Annotated in this window: 20 protein-coding genes; 11 read left to right on the top strand and 9 right to left on the bottom strand. The window is 39.0% G+C overall.

Annotated features, from left to right (window positions below; all coding sequences use genetic code 11):
- The first annotated feature begins 102 nt into the window (after positions 1–102).
- From minC to minE, 3 genes are read left to right on the top strand one after another with little or no spacing between them, the layout of a single operon-like run.
- Complete coding sequence (gene minC, locus Q0976_RS18805; protein WP_299495416.1) at positions 103–768, top strand: septum site-determining protein MinC; 666 nt, start codon at positions 103–105, stop codon at positions 766–768.
- A gap of 31 nt (positions 769–799) precedes the next feature.
- Entirely contained in the window at positions 800–1,609 is an 810-nt protein-coding gene (minD, locus tag Q0976_RS18800) for a septum site-determining protein MinD (protein WP_299495415.1), read from the top strand.
- A gap of 31 nt (positions 1,610–1,640) precedes the next feature.
- Positions 1,641–1,904, top strand: coding sequence for a cell division topological specificity factor MinE (gene minE / locus Q0976_RS18795; protein ID WP_299495414.1), 264 nt, complete (start codon positions 1,641–1,643; stop codon positions 1,902–1,904).
- Between the two features lie 71 nt (positions 1,905–1,975).
- Here minE and rnd read toward each other — a convergent pair whose 3' ends face one another.
- The 6 genes from rnd to tsaB form a co-directional block, all read right to left on the bottom strand.
- Positions 1,976–3,085, bottom strand: coding sequence for a ribonuclease D (gene rnd, locus Q0976_RS18790; protein ID WP_299495413.1), 1,110 nt, complete (start codon positions 3,083–3,085; stop codon positions 1,976–1,978).
- 90 nt (positions 3,086–3,175) lie between these two features.
- On the bottom strand, positions 3,176–4,846 hold the full coding sequence (gene fadD, locus Q0976_RS18785; RefSeq protein ID WP_299495412.1) for a long-chain-fatty-acid--CoA ligase FadD: 1,671 nt from the start codon (positions 4,844–4,846) through the stop codon (positions 3,176–3,178).
- A 235-nt stretch (positions 4,847–5,081) separates the two neighbouring features.
- Positions 5,082–5,978, bottom strand: a complete 897-nt coding sequence (locus tag Q0976_RS18780; RefSeq protein ID WP_299495411.1) for an alpha/beta hydrolase — start codon at positions 5,976–5,978, stop codon at positions 5,082–5,084.
- A gap of 496 nt (positions 5,979–6,474) precedes the next feature.
- Positions 6,475–7,263 carry a methyltransferase gene (locus Q0976_RS18775; RefSeq protein ID WP_299495444.1) on the bottom strand — a complete coding sequence of 263 codons (789 nt, stop codon included), beginning with the start codon at positions 7,261–7,263 and terminating at the stop codon, positions 6,475–6,477.
- A 544-nt stretch (positions 7,264–7,807) separates the two neighbouring features.
- Positions 7,808–8,473, bottom strand: coding sequence for a M50 family metallopeptidase (locus Q0976_RS18770; protein ID WP_299495410.1), 666 nt, complete (start codon positions 8,471–8,473; stop codon positions 7,808–7,810).
- 145 nt (positions 8,474–8,618) lie between these two features.
- Positions 8,619–9,338: a tRNA (adenosine(37)-N6)-threonylcarbamoyltransferase complex dimerization subunit type 1 TsaB gene (gene tsaB, locus Q0976_RS18765; RefSeq protein ID WP_299495409.1), complete on the bottom strand. Its 720-nt coding sequence runs from the start codon at positions 9,336–9,338 to the stop codon at positions 8,619–8,621.
- 660 nt (positions 9,339–9,998) lie between these two features.
- On the opposite strand from tsaB, the gene glk reads away from it, so the two are divergent.
- From glk to fur, 5 genes are all read left to right on the top strand, one after another.
- On the top strand, positions 9,999–10,970 hold the full coding sequence (gene glk, locus Q0976_RS18760; protein WP_299495408.1) for a glucokinase: 972 nt from the start codon (positions 9,999–10,001) through the stop codon (positions 10,968–10,970).
- A 195-nt stretch (positions 10,971–11,165) separates the two neighbouring features.
- Positions 11,166–12,614, top strand: a complete 1,449-nt coding sequence (locus tag Q0976_RS18755) for an FAD-binding oxidoreductase (protein WP_299495407.1) — start codon at positions 11,166–11,168, stop codon at positions 12,612–12,614.
- Positions 12,615–12,820: 206 nt separating this feature from the next.
- Positions 12,821–15,286, top strand: coding sequence for an ATP-binding protein (locus Q0976_RS18750; RefSeq protein WP_299495406.1), 2,466 nt, complete (start codon positions 12,821–12,823; stop codon positions 15,284–15,286).
- Positions 15,287–15,503: 217 nt separating this feature from the next.
- Complete coding sequence (gene fusA, locus Q0976_RS18745) at positions 15,504–17,588, top strand: elongation factor G (RefSeq protein WP_299495405.1); 2,085 nt, start codon at positions 15,504–15,506, stop codon at positions 17,586–17,588.
- Positions 17,589–17,917: 329 nt separating this feature from the next.
- The gene (gene fur, locus Q0976_RS18740) at positions 17,918–18,349 is read left to right on the top strand and encodes a ferric iron uptake transcriptional regulator (protein WP_299495404.1); all 432 of its coding nucleotides are present in this window, start codon (positions 17,918–17,920) and stop codon (positions 18,347–18,349) included.
- 76 nt (positions 18,350–18,425) lie between these two features.
- On the opposite strand, the gene Q0976_RS18735 is transcribed toward fur, so the two are convergent.
- Entirely contained in the window at positions 18,426–18,932 is a 507-nt protein-coding gene (locus Q0976_RS18735; protein WP_299495403.1) for a GNAT family N-acetyltransferase, read from the bottom strand.
- 174 nt (positions 18,933–19,106) lie between these two features.
- On the opposite strand from Q0976_RS18735, the gene Q0976_RS18730 reads away from it, so the two are divergent.
- Positions 19,107–20,765 carry an FMN-binding glutamate synthase family protein gene (locus Q0976_RS18730; protein ID WP_299495402.1) on the top strand — a complete coding sequence of 553 codons (1,659 nt, stop codon included), beginning with the start codon at positions 19,107–19,109 and terminating at the stop codon, positions 20,763–20,765.
- A gap of 98 nt (positions 20,766–20,863) precedes the next feature.
- On the opposite strand, the gene Q0976_RS18725 is transcribed toward Q0976_RS18730, so the two are convergent.
- Both Q0976_RS18725 and Q0976_RS18720 read right to left on the bottom strand, forming a co-directional pair.
- Positions 20,864–21,502: a thiol:disulfide interchange protein DsbA/DsbL gene (locus tag Q0976_RS18725; RefSeq protein WP_299495401.1), complete on the bottom strand. Its 639-nt coding sequence runs from the start codon at positions 21,500–21,502 to the stop codon at positions 20,864–20,866.
- 299 nt (positions 21,503–21,801) lie between these two features.
- Entirely contained in the window at positions 21,802–22,626 is an 825-nt protein-coding gene (locus tag Q0976_RS18720) for an SDR family oxidoreductase (protein ID WP_299495400.1), read from the bottom strand.
- A gap of 223 nt (positions 22,627–22,849) precedes the next feature.
- On the opposite strand from Q0976_RS18720, the gene Q0976_RS18715 reads away from it, so the two are divergent.
- Both Q0976_RS18715 and Q0976_RS18710 read left to right on the top strand, forming a co-directional pair.
- Entirely contained in the window at positions 22,850–23,167 is a 318-nt protein-coding gene (locus tag Q0976_RS18715) for a hypothetical protein (protein ID WP_299495399.1), read from the top strand.
- Between the two features lie 116 nt (positions 23,168–23,283).
- Complete coding sequence (locus tag Q0976_RS18710) at positions 23,284–23,838, top strand: hypothetical protein (protein ID WP_299495398.1); 555 nt, start codon at positions 23,284–23,286, stop codon at positions 23,836–23,838.
- Positions 23,839–23,861: the final 23 nt, after the last annotated feature.

The raw sequence follows: 23,861 nt of genomic DNA, 5'->3' as shown, positions 1-23,861 counted from the left end.
ACAATTCAACTTGCCAGCTAATTAACGACACTATACCATGGACTGATCGGAATTTAATGTTTATCGACGTAAAGTTGATCATTTGTAAAGAGCAAAGTCGGAATGTATACACCAAGCCTAGAATTAAAAGGCGCATCCTTTACCCTATCGGTACTGCACATTAAGCATCAAGATATGAGCAGACTCACGGCTGAACTGGATAATAAACTCGCGATTGCCCCCCAATTCTTTATTGGTGCACCTTTAGTGATTAATATTGAGCGCATCAAAGATCCGTTATTTGACCTTGCTCGACTCAAGCACATTCTTACTCAACGGCATTTAATCATTGTTGGCATTACCGCTGCCATTCCCGAACTGATTGAGCAGGCCAAATCCCTTGGACTGGCCATCGTAAAATCAGGAAAACAAAGTCTCAATCCCCCTCAATTACCGAAAACAACTAAAATTATCCAGCGTAATATTCGTTCAGGACAACAAATTTACACAAAAGGTGGTGATTTAATCATCATTGGCGCCGTTGGTAATGGTGCAGAGGTCATTGCAGATGGTAGCATACACGTCTATGGTACATTAAGAGGCAAGGCAATGGCTGGCGCCGCAGGCGATAAGCATGCCGTTATCATTGCGAAAAAAATCGAAGCTGAATTAGTTTCCATTGCTGGCCAATATTGGTTAACAGAAAACCTTCAGCAAAATATTACGTCGCAAAGTGCCTGTATTCGCTTAAAAGAGAATACCTTAACTGCCGATAATTTATCACTTTAACAACCGACAGATTAAAAAGGATAGTATAGACATGACACAAATTATTGTTGTCACCTCAGGCAAAGGCGGCGTTGGCAAAACCACGTCAAGCGCAGCCATTGCAACAGGATTAGCCCTAAAAGGACATAGGACTGTCGTGATTGATTTTGATATTGGATTAAGAAACTTAGATCTCATTATGGGTTGTGAACGTCGTGTCGTTTATGATTTCGTTAATGTCATTAATGAAGAAGCCAATCTCAATCAAGCATTAATCAAAGATAAACGTTGTGAAAACCTGTTCATTCTTCCTGCCTCACAAACTCGAGATAAAAATGCACTCACAAAAGAGGGAGTAGGAAAAGTACTGGATTTACTCTCTGAGCAATTTGAATATGTGATTTGCGACTCCCCTGCAGGAATCGAAAATGGGGCAATGATGGCCTTATATTATGCCGATCTTGCTATTGTCACGACCAACCCTGAAGTCAGTTCAGTGCGAGACTCTGACAGAATAGTCGGTATGTTACAAAGTAAATCGAGACGCGCAGAACAAGGCTTAGAACCGGTAAAAGAATTACTCCTGTTAACCCGCTATGCACCAGATAGAGTCAGTACGGGTGAAATGTTAAGTGTTGTTGATGTAGAAGAAATTTTAGCGATCCCGTTATTAGGTGTCATTCCAGAGTCACAATCTGTTCTAAAAGCATCCAATTCGGGGATCCCTGTCATTTGGGATGAAGAAAGCGATGCAGGCATTGCTTATAGTGACAGTGTTGCGCGCCTCTTAGGTGAAGAAGTTGAGTTACGTTTTATTACCGAAGAGAAAAAAGGCTTTTTAAAACGCATTTTTGGTAGCTAACTTTTGGTAACTAACTTCTTGGTAATTAACTATGTCTTTACTCGATTATTTTAAAAGTGACAAAAAAGTGAATACAGCTGCAACCGCCAAAGAGCGTCTCCAAATTATCGTCGCCCATCAACGCGGAGAAAGAGACGCCCCTGACTATTTTCCTGAAATGAAAAAAGAAATTATCGAAGTCATTCGAAAGTATGTGAACGTTGGACCCGATCAAATATCGGTACAACTCGATCAAAACGATGAAAAGCTGTCAGTACTTGAACTTAACGTTACTTTGCCTGAGCCACAGGGCTAATTTCGACTTTTAGTGATCTCACAAGCTAAATGATTTAGCCTGTGAGATTAACTATCATGACACACAATTGACTACACAGTAATAGTATCGAGGTGCTCACCCACAATATCGGCTCGCCAACCTGTTAATATCAGAGGTAGCTCCCCTTTTTTACCATCCCATAACCAACGTAAATATTCATGAATATGACGCTTTGAACCTAACAGCTCTATGGGGACTTGAACTGCTTCAGCTTGTGTCATTAATACCTGTTTAATCGCCTTAAAAGCGGATTTATATCCCGTTTTAAGCGCAATCACATCAATCGGCTCAGGTAATAACTCAAAGTTCACTTGATTGATGATCTCGACAATTTTTTTGCCATGAACACGTTTTTCTTGCTCTGTTAAATCGATTAATTTTGCTAATTGCGTGAGGCTTTGAGGCTGTTTCTTTGCCAGTGCGATTAATGCATGATCTTTGATAACAAATCCCACTGCCATATCTCGCTTCAATGCCACTTCTAAACGCCATTTAGCCAAATCTCGCAAACAAGCTAATTGTCTCGGCAACAACTGAAAGGCATTTTTCACCTTCAAATACGCATCATTAGGAACCACCGGGGTGAGTCGATTCTGTGTCATTCGCTCACTTTCTGCCATCACCCAATCCAGTCTATCCATATTTTTTAGCTTTTCAACTAACTGGGGATAAAGTTCATATAAGTAAAAAACATCATTAGCAGCATAGTCTAGTTGCGCACGAGATAAGGGGCGCTTAAGCCAATCAGTTCGAGATTCCCCTTTATCTAAACTCACCGATAAAAGATTTTCAACCAATTTGGCATAACCTAAACTATGCCCTAAGCCCGCTAAGCTGGCACCCAATTGACTATCCAAAAGTGGACTGGGCTGACATTGAGCATAATGCGCAAAAACATCTAAGTCTTCACTGCAAGAATGCAGTACTTTAATCAAATTAGGCTGAGTGAGTAACGCCCAGAAAACAGACAGATCCATCACAGCTAAAGGATCAATAAGCGCCAATGTCTTACCGTCATAGGCTTGAATTAACCCTAGTTTTGCATAATAGGTACGAGTACGAACAAATTCAGTATCTAATACTAATAAATCTGCCTGTTCATACTGTTTCACTAACGCTTCAAGACTCGCATTATTATCTATATACTCAAACGCTAACAATATCTTCTCCAAAATCTGCTTCAAATAAAAAGCCGACATTTGCCGGCTTTTTTCAATGCTATTGCTATATTAACACAAGAAATAACAGATTTAGTTTTTTTGCTCATCCCTTAGTTCACGACGCAATATTTTACCCACATTGGACTTAGGTAACTCTTTTCTAAACTCAACCAACTTAGGGATTTTATAACCCGTTAAATGACGACGACAATGCTCAATAACATCCTCAGCGGATAACGCATCGTTATTGGTAACAACAAATACTTTAACCACTTCACCGGATACCTCATGAGGCACACCAACAGCAGCCACCTCAACAATACTGGGGTGCATTGCCACCACGTCTTCGATTTCATTGGGGAAAACATTAAAACCTGACACTAAAATCATGTCTTTTTTACGATCGACAATGTAAAAGAAACCATTCTCATCCATATAACCAATATCACCGGTTGCTAAATACCCAGTGTCATCGATCACCTTTTGGGTCTCTTCAGGTCGTTGCCAATATCCCAACATAACTTGGGGTCCTTTGGCAAATATTTCCCCTACTTCCCCTTGAGGTAAGATATCTCCCTCTTCACTACGGACTTGCACGTCCGTCATCGCCACAGGGAAACCTATGGAGCTATTGTATCCCTCTAAATTATACGGACAACAAGTCACTAAAGGTGAAGCTTCCGTTAGCCCGTAACCTTCAAGTAAACGGGTATGAGTAATGCTTTGCCATTTTTCAGCTACCGCTCGCTGTACTGCCATGCCCCCACCAATAGACAGCTTTAACGTAGAAAAATCCAAACCAGAAAAATCACGGGAATTCACTAATGCATTAAATAAAGTATTGACCCCTGTTAAAGCGGTAATAGGGTATTTATGCAATTCATTAATAAACGCAGGAAGGTCACGAGGATTAGTGATCAATAAATTATTTGCTCCTTTATGAATAAATAACAAACAGTTCACTGTCAATGCGAAAATATGATAAAGCGGCAAAGCTGTCACCACAAACTCTTCACCATTATTCAATAAAGGAGAATAAGCCGCATCGGCCTGCAATACATTACTCACCACATTGCCATGACTTAACATGGCCCCTTTCGATACCCCAGTGGTTCCACCTGTATATTGTAAAAACGCTAAATCTTCAGCACCAATATGAGGTTTAACATACTGCATTCTTCGACCTTTCGATAAGGCTTGACGAATAGAGATAGCATGAGGTAAATGATATTTAGGCACCATTTTTTTCACGTACTTGACAACGAAATTAACTAAAGTCCGTTTAGGCGCACTCAGTAGATCCCCAAGTCCTGTTAAAATCACACTTTCAACGGCTGTCTTTTTGACTACCTTATCTAAAGTATGAGCAAAATTAGAGACAACAACAATCGCTTTGGCACCGGAGTCATTTAGCTGATGTTCAAGCTCACGAGGTGTATAAAGAGGATTGACATTCACAACGACCATTCCAGCTCTTAGTACGCCAAATAAAGCAATGGGATATTGCAATAAATTAGGCATCATGATCGCAACCCTATCCCCTTTGTTTAATGCCAGCTCATTTTGCAAGTAAGCAGCAAAAGCACGACTACGCTCTTCTAATTTACGATAAGTTAAACTCGCCCCCATGTTAACGAAAGCGGATTGGTCGGCATACTTAGCCGTTGACCGTTCAAATAAATCAACAAGTGAAGCATATTCATTAACGTCGATTTCGGCGGGTACACCATCAGGTAAATTATTAATCCAAGGCTGATCCAAAACTCTCTCCTCATGCCTTCAGTATGATGAAAGCAGTACAACAAAAGTCTACGTTAAACACCTAGAAATAATGCTTAACACAGACTTAATGATTGTATTTCTATTGCCAGTGATATAAATCATACAAGCGTTTAATTTTTTGAACATCATCACATAAATGAAACAAAAAACCTAGTCAAAATTTACAACTAAAGCACTTAACGAAGAAATAACCCAAAATCGTATTTCCCCTCTTCTAAACAACCACATTTCTATCATTAGCAATAAATTCTGTTATCGCACTCGCCACTGCTGCGGCATTCCCCATATGCAAATGATGATCCCCTGCTAAATGCAATGTCGATAATTGATTAAACCATTTTTGGCCTTGAGAGAGCGCAGTTTGTAAAGAGTGATACCCATCTTCAGCCGTGATAAGTAACGTGGGGCAAGGGTGTGACTGCATCAATGCATCGACTTGTTCAAAACTTAAACGAGTAGGCGAGTCCAATCTTAACCTTGGATCACTTCTCCAACTCACTCCTTGTCCATTTTTAAACATATTTCGTTTAGTCAGTAATTCGCACCATGATATCTCTAATCCGGTTAATTTATGCCGCGCATTCACAGCAATATGCAAATTATCATACACACTAATGGTGTTCTCTTTATTGGCAAGGTAAGTTTGATAATCTTTAAAACTTTTCTTTAATCTTGCTTTATTTTTTTTCGCCGACTCAAAAATAGGCGCTAACGCTTCAATTAAAATTAACTTATTCACGTGTTCAGGAAAAGCAGCCGTATAAGCCGATGCCACAATTCCCCCTAATGAATGACCAATAATTGCAACAGGGGCTTTTTTTTGCTCAAGATAGGTCATGAGTAATTGTAAATCGAAAATATAATCAACCCAATGTAAAGGATAATGCCCAGGATGGTGATCCGAATAGCCATGACCGGGCCAATCAATAGCCAAAACTTGATAATCATTCAAATAAGCCGCAAGAGGCTCAAAACTATTCGCATTATCTAACCAACCATGTAGAGCCAACAGTAAAGGTTTATCTTCTCGTCCCCACATCCTTGCCGATACATTCAAATGCGGCAAGGCAATTTGTATCTCTTCGCCATTCGTTTTGACATCACTCAGCATATTTTTCCCGTTTAATGTAATAAAAATAAAGAGCATAAAAAAGTGATGAACAACACTTCACCCCTCTTCTTTACTTCCTTTATTTAAAGCAACATCACCTTTCTAAATACAGACAGATTGTTCTCCCCGCGAAACTTCAAGATGCATGTTTTCAAAGTGCGTATTCTTGTATAAGAAAAAGTGCCGAAATATATGACCCTTTAAGATGATATAATGTCGAGGTAGATGCTTTTATACACTCCCAACGAGCTAATCCTTATTAGTAAAGAGAAAGGCCTTTTATACTGAGTTTTTAAACATCAACTTAAAATAACTAGGCTCGATGTTCAATACTTTGTCTAAAAGGCTTTTTCATGCCAGCCAAATCCTTAAGCTTGAAGTATCACGGTATATATCATCATGAAAAGCACTTTAACGTTTTTGCTCATCAAGCGCTATTTAAACAAATTTCATTTTAACGTTTGCCTAAACCCTTAATCGCTTTGAGAATACAAAATTAACGATTTGGTTTAATAAATTTCAATGTCATTCTATCACTCTCACCGATATCCACATATTTTTGCTTGTCGGTATCCCCTCCTTTTAATCGTGGAGGAAGACTCCATACTCCATTTGGATAATCTTTTGTATCGGCTAAATTTGCGTTAATTTCAGAGCTAGCCACAAGTGAAAAGCCCACTTTTTTAGCTAAAGCAATCACCTCATCTTGTTCCATATAGCCACTACTGGCCAACATTCCTTCTTTTCCCCTATGCTCTACGACTCCAAAAGTGCCGCCCGGCTTTAGCACTTTAAATGCCGATTGAAAAACAGGTAATAAATAATCTTTCACCGCCCAATTATGTAAATTTCTAAATGTAAGAACAACATCTGCGCTGTTATTAGGGCCGAGAGAATAATGCGTTGGCGGATCAAAAGTCACGACCTCAGCCTGAGAAGTCTTCGTTTTACTGTCTTCCAGCCACACTTTAAATTTCTTTGCAGATGTCGCCCTATAGCCATTCTTTTTAGCTTCATCTGTGGGATTACTGTCAAAAATCGCACCAACATATTGCCCTTTTTGATTTAAATATGGGGCTAATATTTCTGCATACCATCCTCCACCTGGCCATAGTTCAATCACAGTATCAGTCGGTTTAACACCAAAAAAATTCAATGTTTCAAAGGGGTGCCTGTAAACATCACGCTGAATGTTACTTGACGTTCTAAAGTCGCTTTGTACGGCATTATGTAACGGATCTTTCATATCACTCGACTCGCTACTGCTCATTACGGAAAAACTCATGCTCCCCAATAACAACCCCACGCTGACGAACGAAACAGACGATAAGTGTTTCCCACCCAAACTCCTCTTTATACTCTCTAAGCGAGTATTCAGTATTGGAGTATTAAAAATCGTATTCAAAAACATAGTTTTTCTTCCTTGATTATCAATAAACGTTCAAAATAACAGCCACTAAATGAAAAACCAAGCCTTTCCCGCAATTCCGTTGGTACGCCTTATACCTGTGATACTTCAAGATGCATGTTTTCAGAGTGCGTAAAAGTGCCTAATTCAAGGCGTATTATTGCCGAAATGCTTATTGCCTTTTAAGGTGATACAACGCAGAAGTAGGCGCTTTTACACACTCCCAAAGGGTTGGTTTAAAAGCCTTTTATACTGTGTTATTAAACACCAACTTAGAATGACTAGGCTCGATGTTCAGCTAACCATCAAGGATGATGGAAATGTCATTTATGCAGGAGCAATTAATGACCTTGTCTAAAAGACTTTTCATTCCAACTGAATCCTACAGCTTGAAGTCTCACGGGTATAACACATAAAAAGCTCAAGCATTTCGCTTAACATCGCGCACTCGACGCCAACTTAATATCAACATCCATGCACTGAATAACAGCCATATTCCCACCCAAACCCAAGCCGGTATCCACGTTTGTGAAGCTAACATGGCGGCATCGCCACGGGATCCTATCCCCAATAAATAAGTTGGACTAGCCAGAGCATTAAGCATAATCATCAGGGCTATAATCCTTAACCCACTATTAAAAAAAGTTTTACTATCCAGTTTAAGCGGCAATAAAAATACCCCAGCAAGGACCAATAGGATCACAATCGTCAATATATCTCGCCCCCACAGGGCAATCGTTAGCAACACACCTGTGCCTAATAAAGCATAATAAACCCTTATTCCTCTTGAGCTAGTTGCCAAAAAAAACAGTAAAAAGCCCCATAAAGCTGCGCCAAAATAACCACTAAAACCAATGATGATAGGCCAGCCCCCCTGACTAAAGCACAAACCCGCACCATTAGGAAATAATTGAATATGGCTCACTGACCCACCCGTTAATAACGTCGCCAAACCATGGGAAAGTTCATGAAAGTAACTTTCCAACCACTTAAAAGGAATTTGAATAAGAGGCAAACGAGTAATGATCACCGCCACAAATAACTCGATGAAAAAACGTCCTTTGGTTGGGATTTTTGAGTGACCCATGGCATTTCCTATTGATAAAGGCTCGATATTATTTCATCAATAATATCGAGCCTTTATCAATACAGCAATAAAAAGCCCACTGAGTATTTTAAAGACTCAGTGGGCTTATCGAATAAATAATGATTAAAGCGTTATAATGAAAAGCTTACTCACGTCCCGGTAATTTTTTCCATGTCACGGTATCACGTAAATAAACAGGGGCTAACGCATCAACACTGGTCGATTCGCCTTTAAGGTATCCCACCTCAGCTAACGCAATCATCGCACTGGCCTGAGGATATTTAGCTTTCTCATCAACCGTGAGATTCTCGCTTATTGATAACAGCTCAGGGTATGTATCGAAGCCTGTACCAGTGCAAATAATACTTTCATTGACATTCAACACTAAGCTCACATCTTGAGGCGTTGTCACTTGCTCCTTCCCAACAAGCGTTGCAATACCATCAAGGTTGATAAATTGACCCCAATACACCTCTCCCATACGCGCATCAATACTACACAATACTTGAGTCGCCCCCCGATCGGTTATTGCAATTTGCGCCATCGTCGCTAATGTAGAGATCCCAATAACAGGTACATCAAGTCCTAGCGCCAAGCCTTGGGTCATACTCGTACAAATTCGAATCCCCGTAAAGCTCCCCGGACCCCGACCATAAGCAATATAGTCGATATCTTTTAAGGTCACTTGTGCTTGTTTTAATATATTGTCAACCATAGGCAATAAACGTTGGCTATGTTCACGAGGAGCATCAACTTGTTGATGATACACTTCTCCATTAACCATTAATGCCACAGAGCATGACTCTGTACAGGTGTCTAATGCCAACACAGTTGACGATAGGTGTTGTTGAACGTCTTGGGTCATTTAATATTAATCGCAACGAATATAAATTTTCCGTCAGTATAACCTCAAGCGCAGATGAGGTTAAGCCTACACGCTTTAAAATCCCACTTTAAATCAAATAGCCCACGCTTAACGGTCCGATTAAAATCAAAAACAAACACTGTCTCATCATTTTTAGCGGTATTGCATTCGCTCTTTAAGCGTGGTAAAAAAACAACCAAACTGATTATTGAACTTTATTGATGAATATCGCGATAGATAACCAACTAATTGTAAAATAAGTAATTAATGTAATATTCATGATGAATGCTATGATACATCAGCTTGACTTGCATCATTTTAATAACGTAATTTAATCACAAATAAACATTTTTAAAGCAGTTTGGAGACAAATTTAAAATCATGTTCGCCAGCGTTGATTAAATCCGTTATCTTATATTCATGTTTATCTTTGGTAGTGATTTCTGCAGCCGTTTGTGGCGTTATTTGACCTAGCAGAGCTTATGTGGCGTCGTTATTGTCGGCCTTGATTCAAACGTTGTTCGACCTCCCCCATCTAAAGGGGCTAAGAATGACTAGGCGTCATCCCTCTCGCCGCGATTCAGACTCGTTTATCTCGAACATCATGTAATCACAAAAAATCAACTCGTTCTAAGCTCTACCGTAAATCTTGACTGACATATGAAAATGCAAAACGAAGAGAACCCTATGCTGCAAAGAAATCTAGTCGCCGATGTAGGTGGTACCAATATACGCCTTGCAATTGCTTGTCAAAGTAAACTCAATCATATTCAAACTTTTAAATGTGCTGAATTTCCTTCCTTAGAAGCTGCAATCAAGCATTATATCGAATTTAATCAATTGAATATTGAAAAAGCCTGTATTTGTATTGCCGGGGCGGTTAATGATGAAATCATTAAAATGACCAACCTTGATTGGCAATTTTCTGCTCACTCCTTAGAACAATATTGTCAAATCAAACAGGTTCATCTCATCAATGATTATCATGCTATCGCCATGTCCTTACCTCAACTCTCTTCCAAACAATTGATCACCATCAGTGATAAAAAAGCACAAACCCAGGCGCCAAAAATGGTTTGCGGTCCAGGTACAGGCTTAGGTATTGCTCAACTCATCTCAGTCGGTAAGCATCATCACTGTATCAGTGGTGAAGGCGGGCATATTGCTTTTGCGCCTACATCGAAACAACAAATACAAGTATTGAACCATTTATTAGACCAACATGAACGTGTATCGATAGAACGACTCTTATCTGGACAAGGTATCATTAATATCTATCAGGCACTTGCCGTTCAATCTAATGTCATTGCCCAGCCATATGATGCTCAGCATATTACCGAACACTTCATCCATAAAACAGATGAATTATGCATTAGAAGTATTGAGCTTTTCTTAGAAATATTGGCACAATTCTTAGGCGATCTCGTTCTCATGAATGGCGCTTTTGGTGGGGTTTATATTGCTGGAGGGATTCTGCCTAGGATCATTGAGCATATAGATTTCACACAATTTAAACAGCATTATACACATAAAGGTCGCTTCACAGGCTATGTTAATCAAGCACCTTTGTATTTAATCACAGAGCCTCAGCCCGGACTCATTGGCGCTGCTGCATATTTAGAACAAGTGTAAATTAAACAATCCCTTTACCTGAATAAGGAGCATAATTGCCCGCTCCTTAATCGCTTGCCCCAATATTCTCATCTAGATTTTTCTGATCAAAATTATGACCGTTATCGCCCAATCAATTTTGATCCACTCGAAAATAAAAGTGCAAACTTAGACTAATATATAAAATAAATAATGAACGATGGGTGTTTGAGCAGCATGATAAAAGTAAAAGGATTAAATAATAAAAACGTTGACATTCCAGAAGAAGAATTTGACCGATTCAAGGCTCTACTCAATTCAAATATACTGTTTGAAGACGGTCATGAATATGAAGAGTCTAGACAGATCTTTAACCATATCTTTGATAGAAAACCTGCTTTCATTGTCAAACCAACAGGCGTAGCAGACATTCAAACCTGTGTTATTTTTGCAGCAAAACATAAACTCCTTATCGCAGTTAAAAGCGGCGGTCATAATGTTGCAGGGCATGCCAGCTGTGAAGGTGGCATGTTAATCGATTTATGCAAAATGCAAAGTGTTTATGTCGATGCTAATACCAAGCAAGTCAGAGTCGAAGCTGGCACACTACTGGGTAAACTCGATCATGAAACACAAGCTTTTGGTCTCGCAGTGCCTGTCGGCACAGTCTCTGTCACAGGTATTGCAGGACTCACCTTAGGAGGTGGATTTGGTTGGCTCACGGGAAAGCATGGTTTAACTATTGATAATTTATTATCAGCACAAATTGTTACCAGTGACGGGCGAATTTTAACCGTCTCAAAAGACAAACATACTGATTTATTTTGGGCCTTATGTGGCGGCAGCGGAAACTTTGGTGTGGTCAGTTCTTTTCTATTTCAAGCCCACCCTATTGGACCTGAAGTCCTCTTTTGTAGCCCTATGTATCCTATAGATAAAGCGGAAAGTGTATTATTACAATGGCGAGACTTCATGGCACAAGCCAGTCAAGATTTAACCTCTATTGCATTTATTTATCGCGTCCCACCTAGCCTCCACTTTCCTAAACATTTACATGATCAAGATGTTGTCATGCTTGCAGGGGTTCATGTAGGAGAACATAAAGAGGCTCAAAAACACATTCAGCGTCTTTGCTCTTTTGATGGTCTAGTCCATGATGCCACATCAATTATCCCCTTCAAGCAAGTCCAACAATGGTTTGAAAATTGGAATAGCAATAAAGTTCAACCTCAACGCTTTTACTTTAAATCGATTTATACAAACCAATTAAGTCACTCTATGCTAAAAGAATTCATCGATGGATTTAGATTAAGACCCCTTTCCACTTGTAAGGGCAACGTCTCTTTTGTCATCCAATGCTTACGCGGTGCATATCGTGAGATCGCTGAAGAGGCTACAGCCTTTGGTTCAAGAGATACAGACTTTATGCTCGAGTCAAATTTAGCCTGGATTGATGCAAACTTTGATGATGCTAATATTGCTTGGGGACGGGCATTGTGGGATAGACTCGCAACCTATTCAAACCAAAACCGTATTTACCTTAATCATGCTGGCATTGGTGAAGAACATAACCAACACCTTAAGAAAGTCTATGGTAAAAATTACAATAAGATAAGGCAAATCAAAAAAAAATATGATCCGATGAATTTATTCCGTAAAAATGCCAACATCCCCCCTGCCGATTAGCCCCTTTTTTCACTGAAACCAACTCATTAAAAATGATTAAACTGAATCCTTCTTATTGCGAAGCTCAAACTCATCCCAAGTTTGCTAAAATAAACGAGTAAAAACACATCTTCTCCTCAATCCCACCAAAGTAAAAGAACTTAACTATACTCAACACAAAAGCACGTATTCAACCATACACCTTCGTACATGGAAGCGATTTGATTATGCCCAATAAAATCACCAGCTCAATTAAATTACAACTTCAACTCGCCACCAGTGCCATTATTATTCTTCTGCTTATTTATACTTACTTTAACCATCAAATTATTGAAACTGAAAATAATCTACTTTCTCTTGAAGTGACGGTATCCAACTCTTCTAACCGCTTACTCACGATGAGACGACATGAAAAGGATTTCATGTCTAGACTGGATGAACAATACGCAGTCTCTTTACAACAACAAGGCGAACAGCTCAAGAAAGATATTATACAAATTGAACAATTATTATCAAACAATAGAATAGATATTAACTACAATAGTCTAGTCATGATAGATAGCATTAATATTTATATCAATGCCTTTAACGAACTATCACAGGTATTACTTGATATTAATGGCACCAACAATAATGGCCTAAAACATCATTTACAAACCGCTTTAATTCAACTCGAAAAAAACATTATCAATACACAAGATAAAAATATTCAATTAACTTTTTGGCAAGTCCAGCAAGACATCTATTATTTTTTTACCTTACATGATCCTCAATACCAAGAAGCCTTTATCAAAGATATTAAGGAGCTAAAAGCATTATTTAATACTCAAAAAGAACACGCTAAGCTCCATGCCGATCTGCAAACGTTTACAACAACACTACTGCAATTAGAAGAGCTCGGACAGATTGCAGGTATCAATCATGACTCAGGCTTACAAGGCCAGCTCAGAGCCACCATCCATAGCGTTGAAAATGAACTCAATATTCTAAATATTGAAATTCCGTTAGCACTCACAGACAAACTTAATTCACTCGAAAACCTCAACCGATTATTAATACTATTACTCTTTATTTTGCTCATTTCTGTCTTATTTTATTTAACACGATCATTAACAAAAGTGGAGAAGAACTTAAAACAGCTGAATACTCAAGCGCAAACCTCTAATAAAGCCAAAAGCGCCTTTTTGGCCAATATGTCCCATGAAATTCGAACGCCTTTAAATGGCATTATTGGTATGTCAGGTATTTTAGCCGAAACTCAACTTACCCCTACCCAACAAGAACATTTAAATACGATTGAAACCTCCTCACATACTTTATTAATGCTCATCAATGATGTACTTGATTTATCCAAAATTGAATCAGGTAATCTTGAAATTACACCTTGTGATGCAAACGTCAGAGAAGTCGCTTACGACACACTTGCTATTGTGGTATCAAAAGCAATAGAAAAATCGGTCAATTTAAATATTAAAATTAACAGCAATGTCGCTTTTAATGTCATGCTTGATGAGCATAGATTACGTCAAATATTGATGAACCTTATGTCTAATGCCGTCAAATTCACCTCATCTGGTGACATTACAATATCTATTCAACAACCCCATGAACAGCAAGGAAAATTACGCCTTTATTTTGCCGTAACGGATACCGGAACGGGTATTGAAAAAGACAAACAAGCCAGTATTTTCTCTCCTTTCACACAAGAAGACAGCTCGATAACAAGACAATTTGGTGGAACAGGTTTAGGGCTCAGTATTAGCTCTCAACTGGTCGAACTGATGGGGGGGAAATTGGACGTAGACTCAGAAAAAGGACAAGGCAGTACTTTCTTTTTTACTATCGATGCCACACTAGTTGAAACCTGCCCTCCCGATCTCAATACTGCTTTGAACAACGCCTCTATTGCATTGATAAGTGACGATGATCAAGTGTGCTCAACACTCGAAAATGAGCTCACTTACTACGGCGTCACTATTGCACAAAAACTGACAGAATTTGAATCCATCACAACATTGCCCAAAGAAGCGATTCTTCTTTATCATTATCAAGGCGAAAGTGAAAGTGAAAGTGACTTTTTTATACAACTCAATACCTTTAAAGATCAATATCCTGAAGTTCCCTTTATTATTTGTCAGCATATACTCACGCCCAGTATTGATTTTAAAGATAAAATTGATGGGATTATAAAATATCCATTACTCGGTAACCGACTGTTAAATACCTTAGTTAATGGAGTCAAATATTGCCAACAGCGTCGAAACCACGACACTATAGAATCAAATAACACTGCACCGCAACAAGACTCACTACAAAAATGTATCCTGATTGTTGAAGATAACTTAGTTAATCAGAAAGTCGTTTCTTTGTTTTTATCAAAAGAAGGTTACCGTTATGAAATTGCTAATAATGGATTAGAAGCCGTTGAAAAAATAAAAAGTAATTCTGATTTTGATTTGATCCTCATGGATTGTATGATGCCTGAAATGGATGGATTTACTGCCACAACGAATATCCGTCAGTACGAAAAGGAGCAACAAATCCCCCCCCATCCCATTATCGCTTTGACTGCCAGTATTTTAGATCAAGATATTAAAAAATGTGCCCAAGTCGGCATGAATGATTATCTTTCAAAACCCATTCAAAAAGCCAAACTATTCGAAATGATTAACAAATATCTTACCACTTCATAATAATCAAATGCCATTTTTGCCATTTTAACTCCCCTTTAACCCTGCGGATAATCTGGTTCAACATAAATAATTAAAACCATAATCCTGCGGTTTTAAGGGCTTTTTTGATTTTAATTTGGCTTATTTAACTCAAATTGATAAAAATCGATAAAAAAATTCGGAAAGTATTGCTATACTTGCGCGGAATTTTAGAACGTAACTCCAATAGAGTAAAAAAATGACTGATTTATCAAAGTACAGAAACATTGGTATCTTCGCTCACGTTGACGCGGGTAAGACCACTACAACCGAGCGTATCCTTAAGCTAACCGGTAAAATCCATAAGATCGGTGAAGTTCATGACGGTGAATCTACAACTGACTTCATGGAACAGGAAGCTGAGCGTGGTATTACCATTCAGTCTGCTGCTGTAAGTTGTTTTTGGAACGATCACCGTTTTAACGTTATTGACACCCCTGGTCACGTTGACTTCACTGTTGAAGTTTATCGTTCTCTTAAAGTATTAGACGGTGGTGTCGGTGTATTCTGTGGAAGTGGCGGTGTTGAGCCTCAATCAGAAACAAACTGGCGTTATGCAAACGAATCAGAAGTTGCTCGTATCATCTTCGTAAACAAGTTAGACCGTATGGGTGCTGACTTCCTACGTGTTGTTAAGCAAACTAAAGACGTACTAGCTGCAAACCCACTGGTTATGGTTCTGCCTATCGGCATCGAAGATGAGTTCAAAGGGGTTGTTGACCTACTGACTCGTAAAGCATGGGTATGGGACGAAACTGGACAAGCTGAAAACTACAAGATTGAAGATATTCCAGCTGACATGGTCGATCTTGTTGAAGAATACCGTGAAATGCTAATCGAAACTGCTGTTGAGCAAGACGATGACCTAATGGAAGCGTACATGGAAGGCGAAGAGCCATCTATGGAAGACATTAAGCGTTGTATCCGTAAAGGAACACGTACAATGGACTTCTTCCCAACATACTGTGGTAGTGCTTTCAAAAACAAAGGTATGCAGCTTCTACTTGACGCTGTTGTTGATTACCTACCTTCACCAACTGAAGTTGATCCTCAGCCACTTACCGATGAAGAAGGTAATGAAACTGGCGAACATGCCCTAGTCTCTGTTGATGAGCCATTAAAAGCACTCGCATTCAAAATCATGGATGACCGCTTTGGTGCGCTTACCTTCGTACGTATTTACTCTGGTAAAATCAACAAAGGCGACACCATTCTAAACTCGTTCACCGGTAAAACAGAACGTGTTGGCCGTATGGTTGAAATGCAAGCTGATGAGCGTAACGAATTAGATTCTGCTCAAGCGGGTGACATTATCGCTATTGTCGGTATGAAGAATGTCCAGACAGGTCACACATTATGTGATGTTAAACATCCTTGTACACTAGAAGCCATGGTATTCCCAGATCCTGTTATTTCTATCGCTGTTGCGCCAAAAGATAAAGGTGGCAGTGAGAAAATGGGTATCGCTATCGGTAAAATGATTGCAGAAGATCCATCTTTCCGCGTAGAAACAGATGAAGATTCAGGTGAAACCATCCTTAAAGGTATGGGTGAGCTTCACTTAGACATTAAAGTTGACATTCTTAAGCGTACTTATGGTGTTGATCTTATTGTTGGTGAGCCACAAGTTGCTTACCGCGAAACAATCACAAAAACCATTGAAGATAGCTACACGCATAAGAAGCAATCTGGTGGTTCTGGTCAATTTGGTAAAATTGACTATGTTATCCGTCCTGGTGAGCAAAACTCAGGTTTCACTTTCAGCTCTTCAGTTGTGGGTGGTAACGTACCAAAAGAATTCTGGCCTGCTGTTGAAAAAGGCTTCGCTTCAATGATGGAAACCGGTACTGTTGCAGGCTTCCCGGTACTTGACGTTGAACTAGAACTAACAGATGGTGCTTTCCACGCAGTCGATTCATCGGCTATCGCGTTTGAAATTGCTGCTAAAGGTGCTTTCCGTCAATCTATGCCTAAAGCCGGTGCACAACTGCTTGAACCTATCATGAACGTTGATGTATTCAGCCCAGAAGACAACGTTGGTGATGTAATTGGCGATCTTAACCGTCGCCGCGGCATGATCAAAGATCAAATGGCAGGTGTAACAGGCGTTCGTATTAAAGCTGACGTCCCATTATCAGAAATGTTTGGTTACATCGGTTCATTACGTACAATGACATCAGGTCGTGGTCAATTCTCTATGGAATTTGCTCATTATGCACCTTGTCCTAACAGTGTTGCTGAAAAAGTCATTGCTGAAGTTAAAGAAAGAAACGCTAAAAAATAATGCTAGCCGTTAATCTTTAGTACCATTGAAACCCCATAAAATATTTTATGGGGTTTTTTATGCCTGTTTATCAATAAAACGCTTCCTTTCCCATATCGATTTTATATTTTATAAAATACGTCAAATAAACTTAATAACATTACAGAATGTATGCTTAAATTGCTTATTTTATCGCATATTAAAAAAAATACCCTATAATTATTATTCATTTGACTGATATAGATAAATCAAAGGTTCCAGTTTTCTGCAGGTACACATATAATGGTTTCAACGGCCACAAATGAACCATTAACATTTATGCTAATCGTTCTGCAAATAAGAGATGCATCATGACTGATGGAAATCAAGCGCTAAAAAAAGCAGGGTTAAAAGTAACCCTCCCTCGAATAAAGATCTTAGAGCTCATGCAAGAGCCCGAAAATCAACACATCAGTGCTGAAGATCTTTATAAAAGACTATTAGATTTAGGTGAAGAAATTGGCCTCGCGACAGTCTATCGTGTATTAAACCAATTTGATGATGCAGGTATCGTCACCCGTCATCACTTTGAAAGTGGTAAAGCTGTATTTGAATTGGCAACTCAACATCATCATGACCACCTTGTTTGCCTATCTTGTGGCAAAGTGATTGAATTTGCCGATGACATCATTGAACAACGCCAAGATGAAATTGCCGCAAAATACAATATAAAATTAACAAATCACAGTTTATACCTATACGGCGTTTGTGCCGATGGTCACTGTGATCATGAAGAAAAATAGTCCACCAAATAGATTAATAAACCAGCTAATTGCTGGTTTTTTAACGAACAAATGATCTTTCTTTGAAAGAATAAACTTAATGATCAAAAAGTCGATGAAATATTTTAACCCGATAACCTAAATAATGATCTCTTTTTGTTTCATACATTTTAATTTTTTTCAATACATGTTCATACTCATGATTACCCGGCAATACTAAGGCCATAATCCCTGCTAAATGATATTCTTGGCATATTTCTATTGCCGCAATAGCTGCTTCAGTGGCAAAGCCTTGTCCCCAATATTCAGGTAAGTAACGAAAAGATAACTCGACTTCATTATAGCAATCAAGATATTTGGGACCACAAAAACCAATAATACGCTCATCTTGTTTATGGACAACCGCCCAGCGACCATAATCAAATTGAGCATAAGTCGGCAAGGCAACATTTAAAATAACTTGGCGAGCTTCTTCAACTGACCTAAGTGGAGAACCCGGTAAATGACTTAAAATCTTAGGCATGCTATTCAGTAAAAAAACTGCTTTAGCATCATCTACGTTAAACCGACGAAGATATAACCGTCCAGTCTCTGCAACAACCATACTGTGCTCCCGAACTTTCTATCACTTAAATATAGGAGAGAACCTGCAATGGCGCTAAGTCTACTCTTAGGTCTAGCGCAATACAAAATAAAAGTATGCTCACTCTTGCTATAGTTAAAGCAATGACGTTCAATAAACATTCACATTCTTTGCTTGTTGATAAAGGATCCTCCAATGACGCCAATGCAAAAAGTATTTTGGTTTATTGCTACCCTAGGGAATTTATTAGCTTTTACTCTCTGGTTACATGTTAATGATCTCTCTTCTGCGCTGATTTTTTGTTTTACCTTACTTTATACTGTTGTCGGTTTTTATGACTTAAAGTTTAGTAAGCATAATTTAAATCGACTCTATCCTAGTGTGGCCTATATTCGCTATTTTTTAGAATCCTTTCGTACTGAAATTCAGCAATACTTTATCGCTAATGATGAGGAAGAAAAGCCTTTCAACCGTGAGCAACGCTCTTTAGTCTATCAAAGAGCTAAAAATGTGAGAGATACGGTTGCCTTTGGTACTCAGCGGAATTTAATTGAAGAGAATTATTTAAGCGCATGGCACTCACTCAGCCCTAAAACAGTCAAAGCAGAAGCGAAACACATTAGCTTTGGGGGCGATGATTGCAAACAACCCTACCGCGCATCTTATCTTAATATTTCAGCTATGAGCTTTGGTGCCTTAAGTCGAAATGCAATCGAAGCACTCAATTTAGGGGCAAAAAAAGCGCATTGTTTTCACAACACAGGCGAAGGAGGTGTGAGCCCTTATCATTTAAAGCACGATGGCGATCTGGTCTGGCAAGTCGGCTCAGGTTTATTTGGTTGTAGAGACGATGAAGGACAATTTGATGAAGATATGTTTAAGGCAATGGCCTGTAAACCTCAAATCAAAATGATTGAAATTAAACTTTCCCAAGGCGCAAAGCCTGGCCATGGTGGCGTATTACCCGCCGCAAAAATTACCGATGAAATAGCCTCAATTCGACATATACCTAAGGGACAAGACTGTGTATCACCCGCCGTCAACCCCGAATGTACAACGCCTAAAGCCTTGTTAACATTCGTCCAAAAACTCCGACAACTAAGCGAGGGAAAGCCTATAGGTTTTAAACTCTGTGTGGGTAACCCCGCAGAGTTTTTATGTATATGTAAAGCCATGCTTGAAACCAATATTCTGCCTGATTTTATTACTGTTGATGGCGCAGAAGGCGGTACAGGCGCTGCACCTTTAGAATTTAGTAATCATTTAGGCATGACTTGCCTTGAAGGTATTTATTTTGTACATAATGCACTGATGGGGGTAGCCCTTAGAGATAAAATTCGCATCATAGGTTCTGGAAAGACCGCTTCTAGCTTTGATTTACTCACTAAGTTAGCGTTAGGTGCTGACACAGTCAACGCAGCCAGAACCATGATGCTAGCTATTGGTTGCGTACAATCAAGACATTGTAATACCAACCGCTGCCCAACTGGTATCGCAACACAAGATCCTGTCAGAAGTAAAGCCATAGACGTCAATTTAAAAAGTGAGCGTGTCATGCATTTTCATCATAATACGCTACATAGTTTTTATGAGTTAGTTGGAGCCATGGGATTAGACGATCCAAGTAAGCTTATGCCTCAAATGATAAAAAAACGTACCCCAACAGGACTTGCGATTTCATTAGGCAGCTTAGTCACTCCTTTACCACCTAAGTCATTACTGCAAGATACCCATGATCTAGGCCCTTGGCATCACTGGTGGAGTCAAGCAAAAAGTAATGAATTTGTTTCAGACGACCTGTATATTCTTAGCCCACTTGAATATACATCACACAGGGTCAGCAGCACAAAATAATCCTGCTATGCCCGTGACTCTTCCCATGCATTTAGCAGAAAGTATCACGGGTATCATTCCTCATTATCACGACCAATATGCTCTGACAGTACTCACTATTATTTGTCTTTTTTAACGGTTAATCGACTTAAATACTGAACCAATTGACTGAGCTGCTCAGGAGTTTGTGAAGTCGAATTCACCAGATATTGTCCGTTAACTAATAACGAAGGCACCCCTCGAATACCCGATAATTGAGTTTGCAGATCATAATTTGAAATAGCTAAATCGGCATCTGCTGACGCTAATGCAGCCTTAACTTCATTCACCTCTAAACCTTGCTTAACAAAAAAATTCACCACATCCATCTCATTTTTAAACCCACCTTCTTGTGTATGAATACGTTTAAAAATAACCCCATGGACTTGACGAGTCACTTTAAACTTCTGCGCTAGATAATAAGCTTTTTGACTTAATATCCATGCGTCTCGACCCGCTCCGACAGGTGTTCTGACAAACATGATATCCTTTCCTAACAAGTGCGACATTGTCTCAAATGTCGCATCTTGACGGTAGCAATGAGGGCAATTGTAAGAAAAAAACTCCCGAACAACGGGGTGTTGTGTTTCAGGGATCCCATTAATGTGAATATAATCTTGGCCTTCAATGTAACGATTATCACTCGCATAACTTAGCAAAGCCATTAAACACATAGCTATACCTAAAAACAATTGTTTCATTTTCAATCTCTTTTTCATGGTCATACCCTAGGGCCTGTTGTTCTTTAGTGATTAAATTATGTTCAGATAAACGTGTTTTAATCGCGGCGAGAGGTGTGATGCCTAGTTATTCTAAGCGAATGCCTCTCAACAAAGAGTAAAACACGTTTAGTGGATCCTGCCTTATAAAAGAATGAGGACAGCGCTTGTCGCTCCTTTCTACGGCATTATCGCTTATTTATGGCGAATAACGACACCGCATAAGCTCTGCCTTGTATAAAGAAACGACAAACTGCTGCAAAAACACTCACCAAAGCTCAACAGGCCCTAAGTTATTGCTAACAATAATCAAGCATATCAATTGGATTATTGAATTGATATTGAAAACCTAACTCTCGTGTAATCAAGCTCGCATCCACTTTTTTCCCCGCTACCTCAACCTCATTAAAGAGTGGTTTAAGTAAATTTAAATGCAGCGATGCCGCTTGATATAACTGTTCTCGACTTGGATGCTCAAATGCACAAAGGTTATATACAGGTCCTACATTTTTGGCCGTAATCACTTGAACAACAGCGCTAATACAATCATTTAAATGCACTAAATTAACCGGAGCCGCCCCTCCTGAAATATCCGTTTTTCCAGATAAAAAACGTCCAGGATGACGCTTAGGACCCACTAACCCTGCAAATCTAAGCACACATGTGGGAGCTATATCCCTAAACACCTGCTCAGCAGCTAACAAATTTTCACTGGATGCTGAGTGCATTATTGCATCTTTTTCTGTCACCACTTGATCCTTCGCTGGATAAACTCCTGTGCTACTGATAAAAATAATACGCTGATATTGGCAATCAGAGATACACTCTTTTAATCGTGTTAACCGCCTTAAATACCCATGAGGATCCTGCCTAAAGCCTGGCGGAACATTCACCACTAAATAATCACTGTCAAGTAAGGATGTTGTACGTGATAATGTCCTAGAGTCGAAGGTTTCCTTATCATCTAAATCTAAATGGAATCCCATTATTCCCTCTTGCTGTAATAATCTGGCTTTTGCTGCTGTTCGTTTTGAGCCTCTCACATCAAAACCAACTTCAACAAACGCTTTGGCCAGTGGCAAACCAAACCAACCACAACCCACAATACTCACCGACTTTGTCATCGTTTTTTTCCAATTAAAATCAACTTATTCTTCACCCAGTTTATCAACCTACACCTTAATAACTACCCTTAATAGCGATATTTCAGTTGAACTGACATGTTTGACCGTACTCGCTTCAATAACCACTACACTCTTACTTGTTGTAGGAAGCACCTTCAAGATTAAAGATCGAAAAACAACCTAAACAACGGACTAAATTCACGCTATCCAATAAGGAATAACCATGCCTATACTCACTCGTAGCATTGCTGCTTTATTACTCTTTGTCACCAGTTTTACCTATGCAAGTTCCAATCAAGATACATCATCAACATCATTTCAAACCAATGTGAACTGGACTGAAATGCAACATGTCTTTGTTGATTTAATTATGCAAGGAGAATGGATATCTGAAATATCAGCACGGCAAAATATTTCCAATAGTATGACTGAAATTGGCTTAACATCCGTAGGAATAAGCTGTTCATCGAGAGACGGAACAAAAGACTGCTTTTGTCCTGGTGGTTGCTGGCGCAGTGAAACTGATTGTGGGTGTGACTAACCAAAAAAAGAACATATAAGAAACATCAACACACATTAAGTAACAACATCACTTTTGATTTTACATTTAAACACTTCTAAATTTAAGATAAAGGCAACAGCAATAAGGTGGATAACATGTATCGATTCATATTTTTTTATGCATTGCTTTTATCTACCTTAATTATTTTTCCCATAAAAGTCAGTGCCATGTTCAGCACCGATTTTGCCCAAAATGTTCAAGTGACAGTATTAAATAACACAGAACAAAACATGCTGATCAGTTTCCTAGCAGAAGGCTGTACCAATGTTGCCATCGCCATAACAAAAAACAACGCAATACAATATAGCCATCCACTACACCCGCCCCATTTATGGTACCAACATCCACAATCAGAAAACCCATACCGACATTGCCAAGTCAATATTCTGAAACCTAACCAACATACATCTTATAAATATAAGGGAGTCGGTTACCTTGTTGAAACTGATAGATTAATTGCTTCATATGTATTGAAAGAGAATATCAACAAACGCTTTAGAAACGTCACCTTTAATAACTATGTCTATTATGAAAATAGCCGTTATATTTTACCAATCCCAACCAATACAAGCAAAGATACTTACCTCTCCATTACTCAAAATAATCCTAACGATAAGCTGAGCGCAACCTTACTGCAAATCAGTCCCTAATATTGACCTTGTTTTTAGCCTAT

The organism is uncultured Shewanella sp. (genome assembly GCF_947501665.1).
Taxonomy (GTDB): Bacteria; Pseudomonadota; Gammaproteobacteria; order Enterobacterales; family Shewanellaceae; genus Shewanella.
The sequence above is the reverse complement of the archived record's forward strand: the minus strand, read 5'-3'. Positions and strand labels throughout refer to the sequence as shown.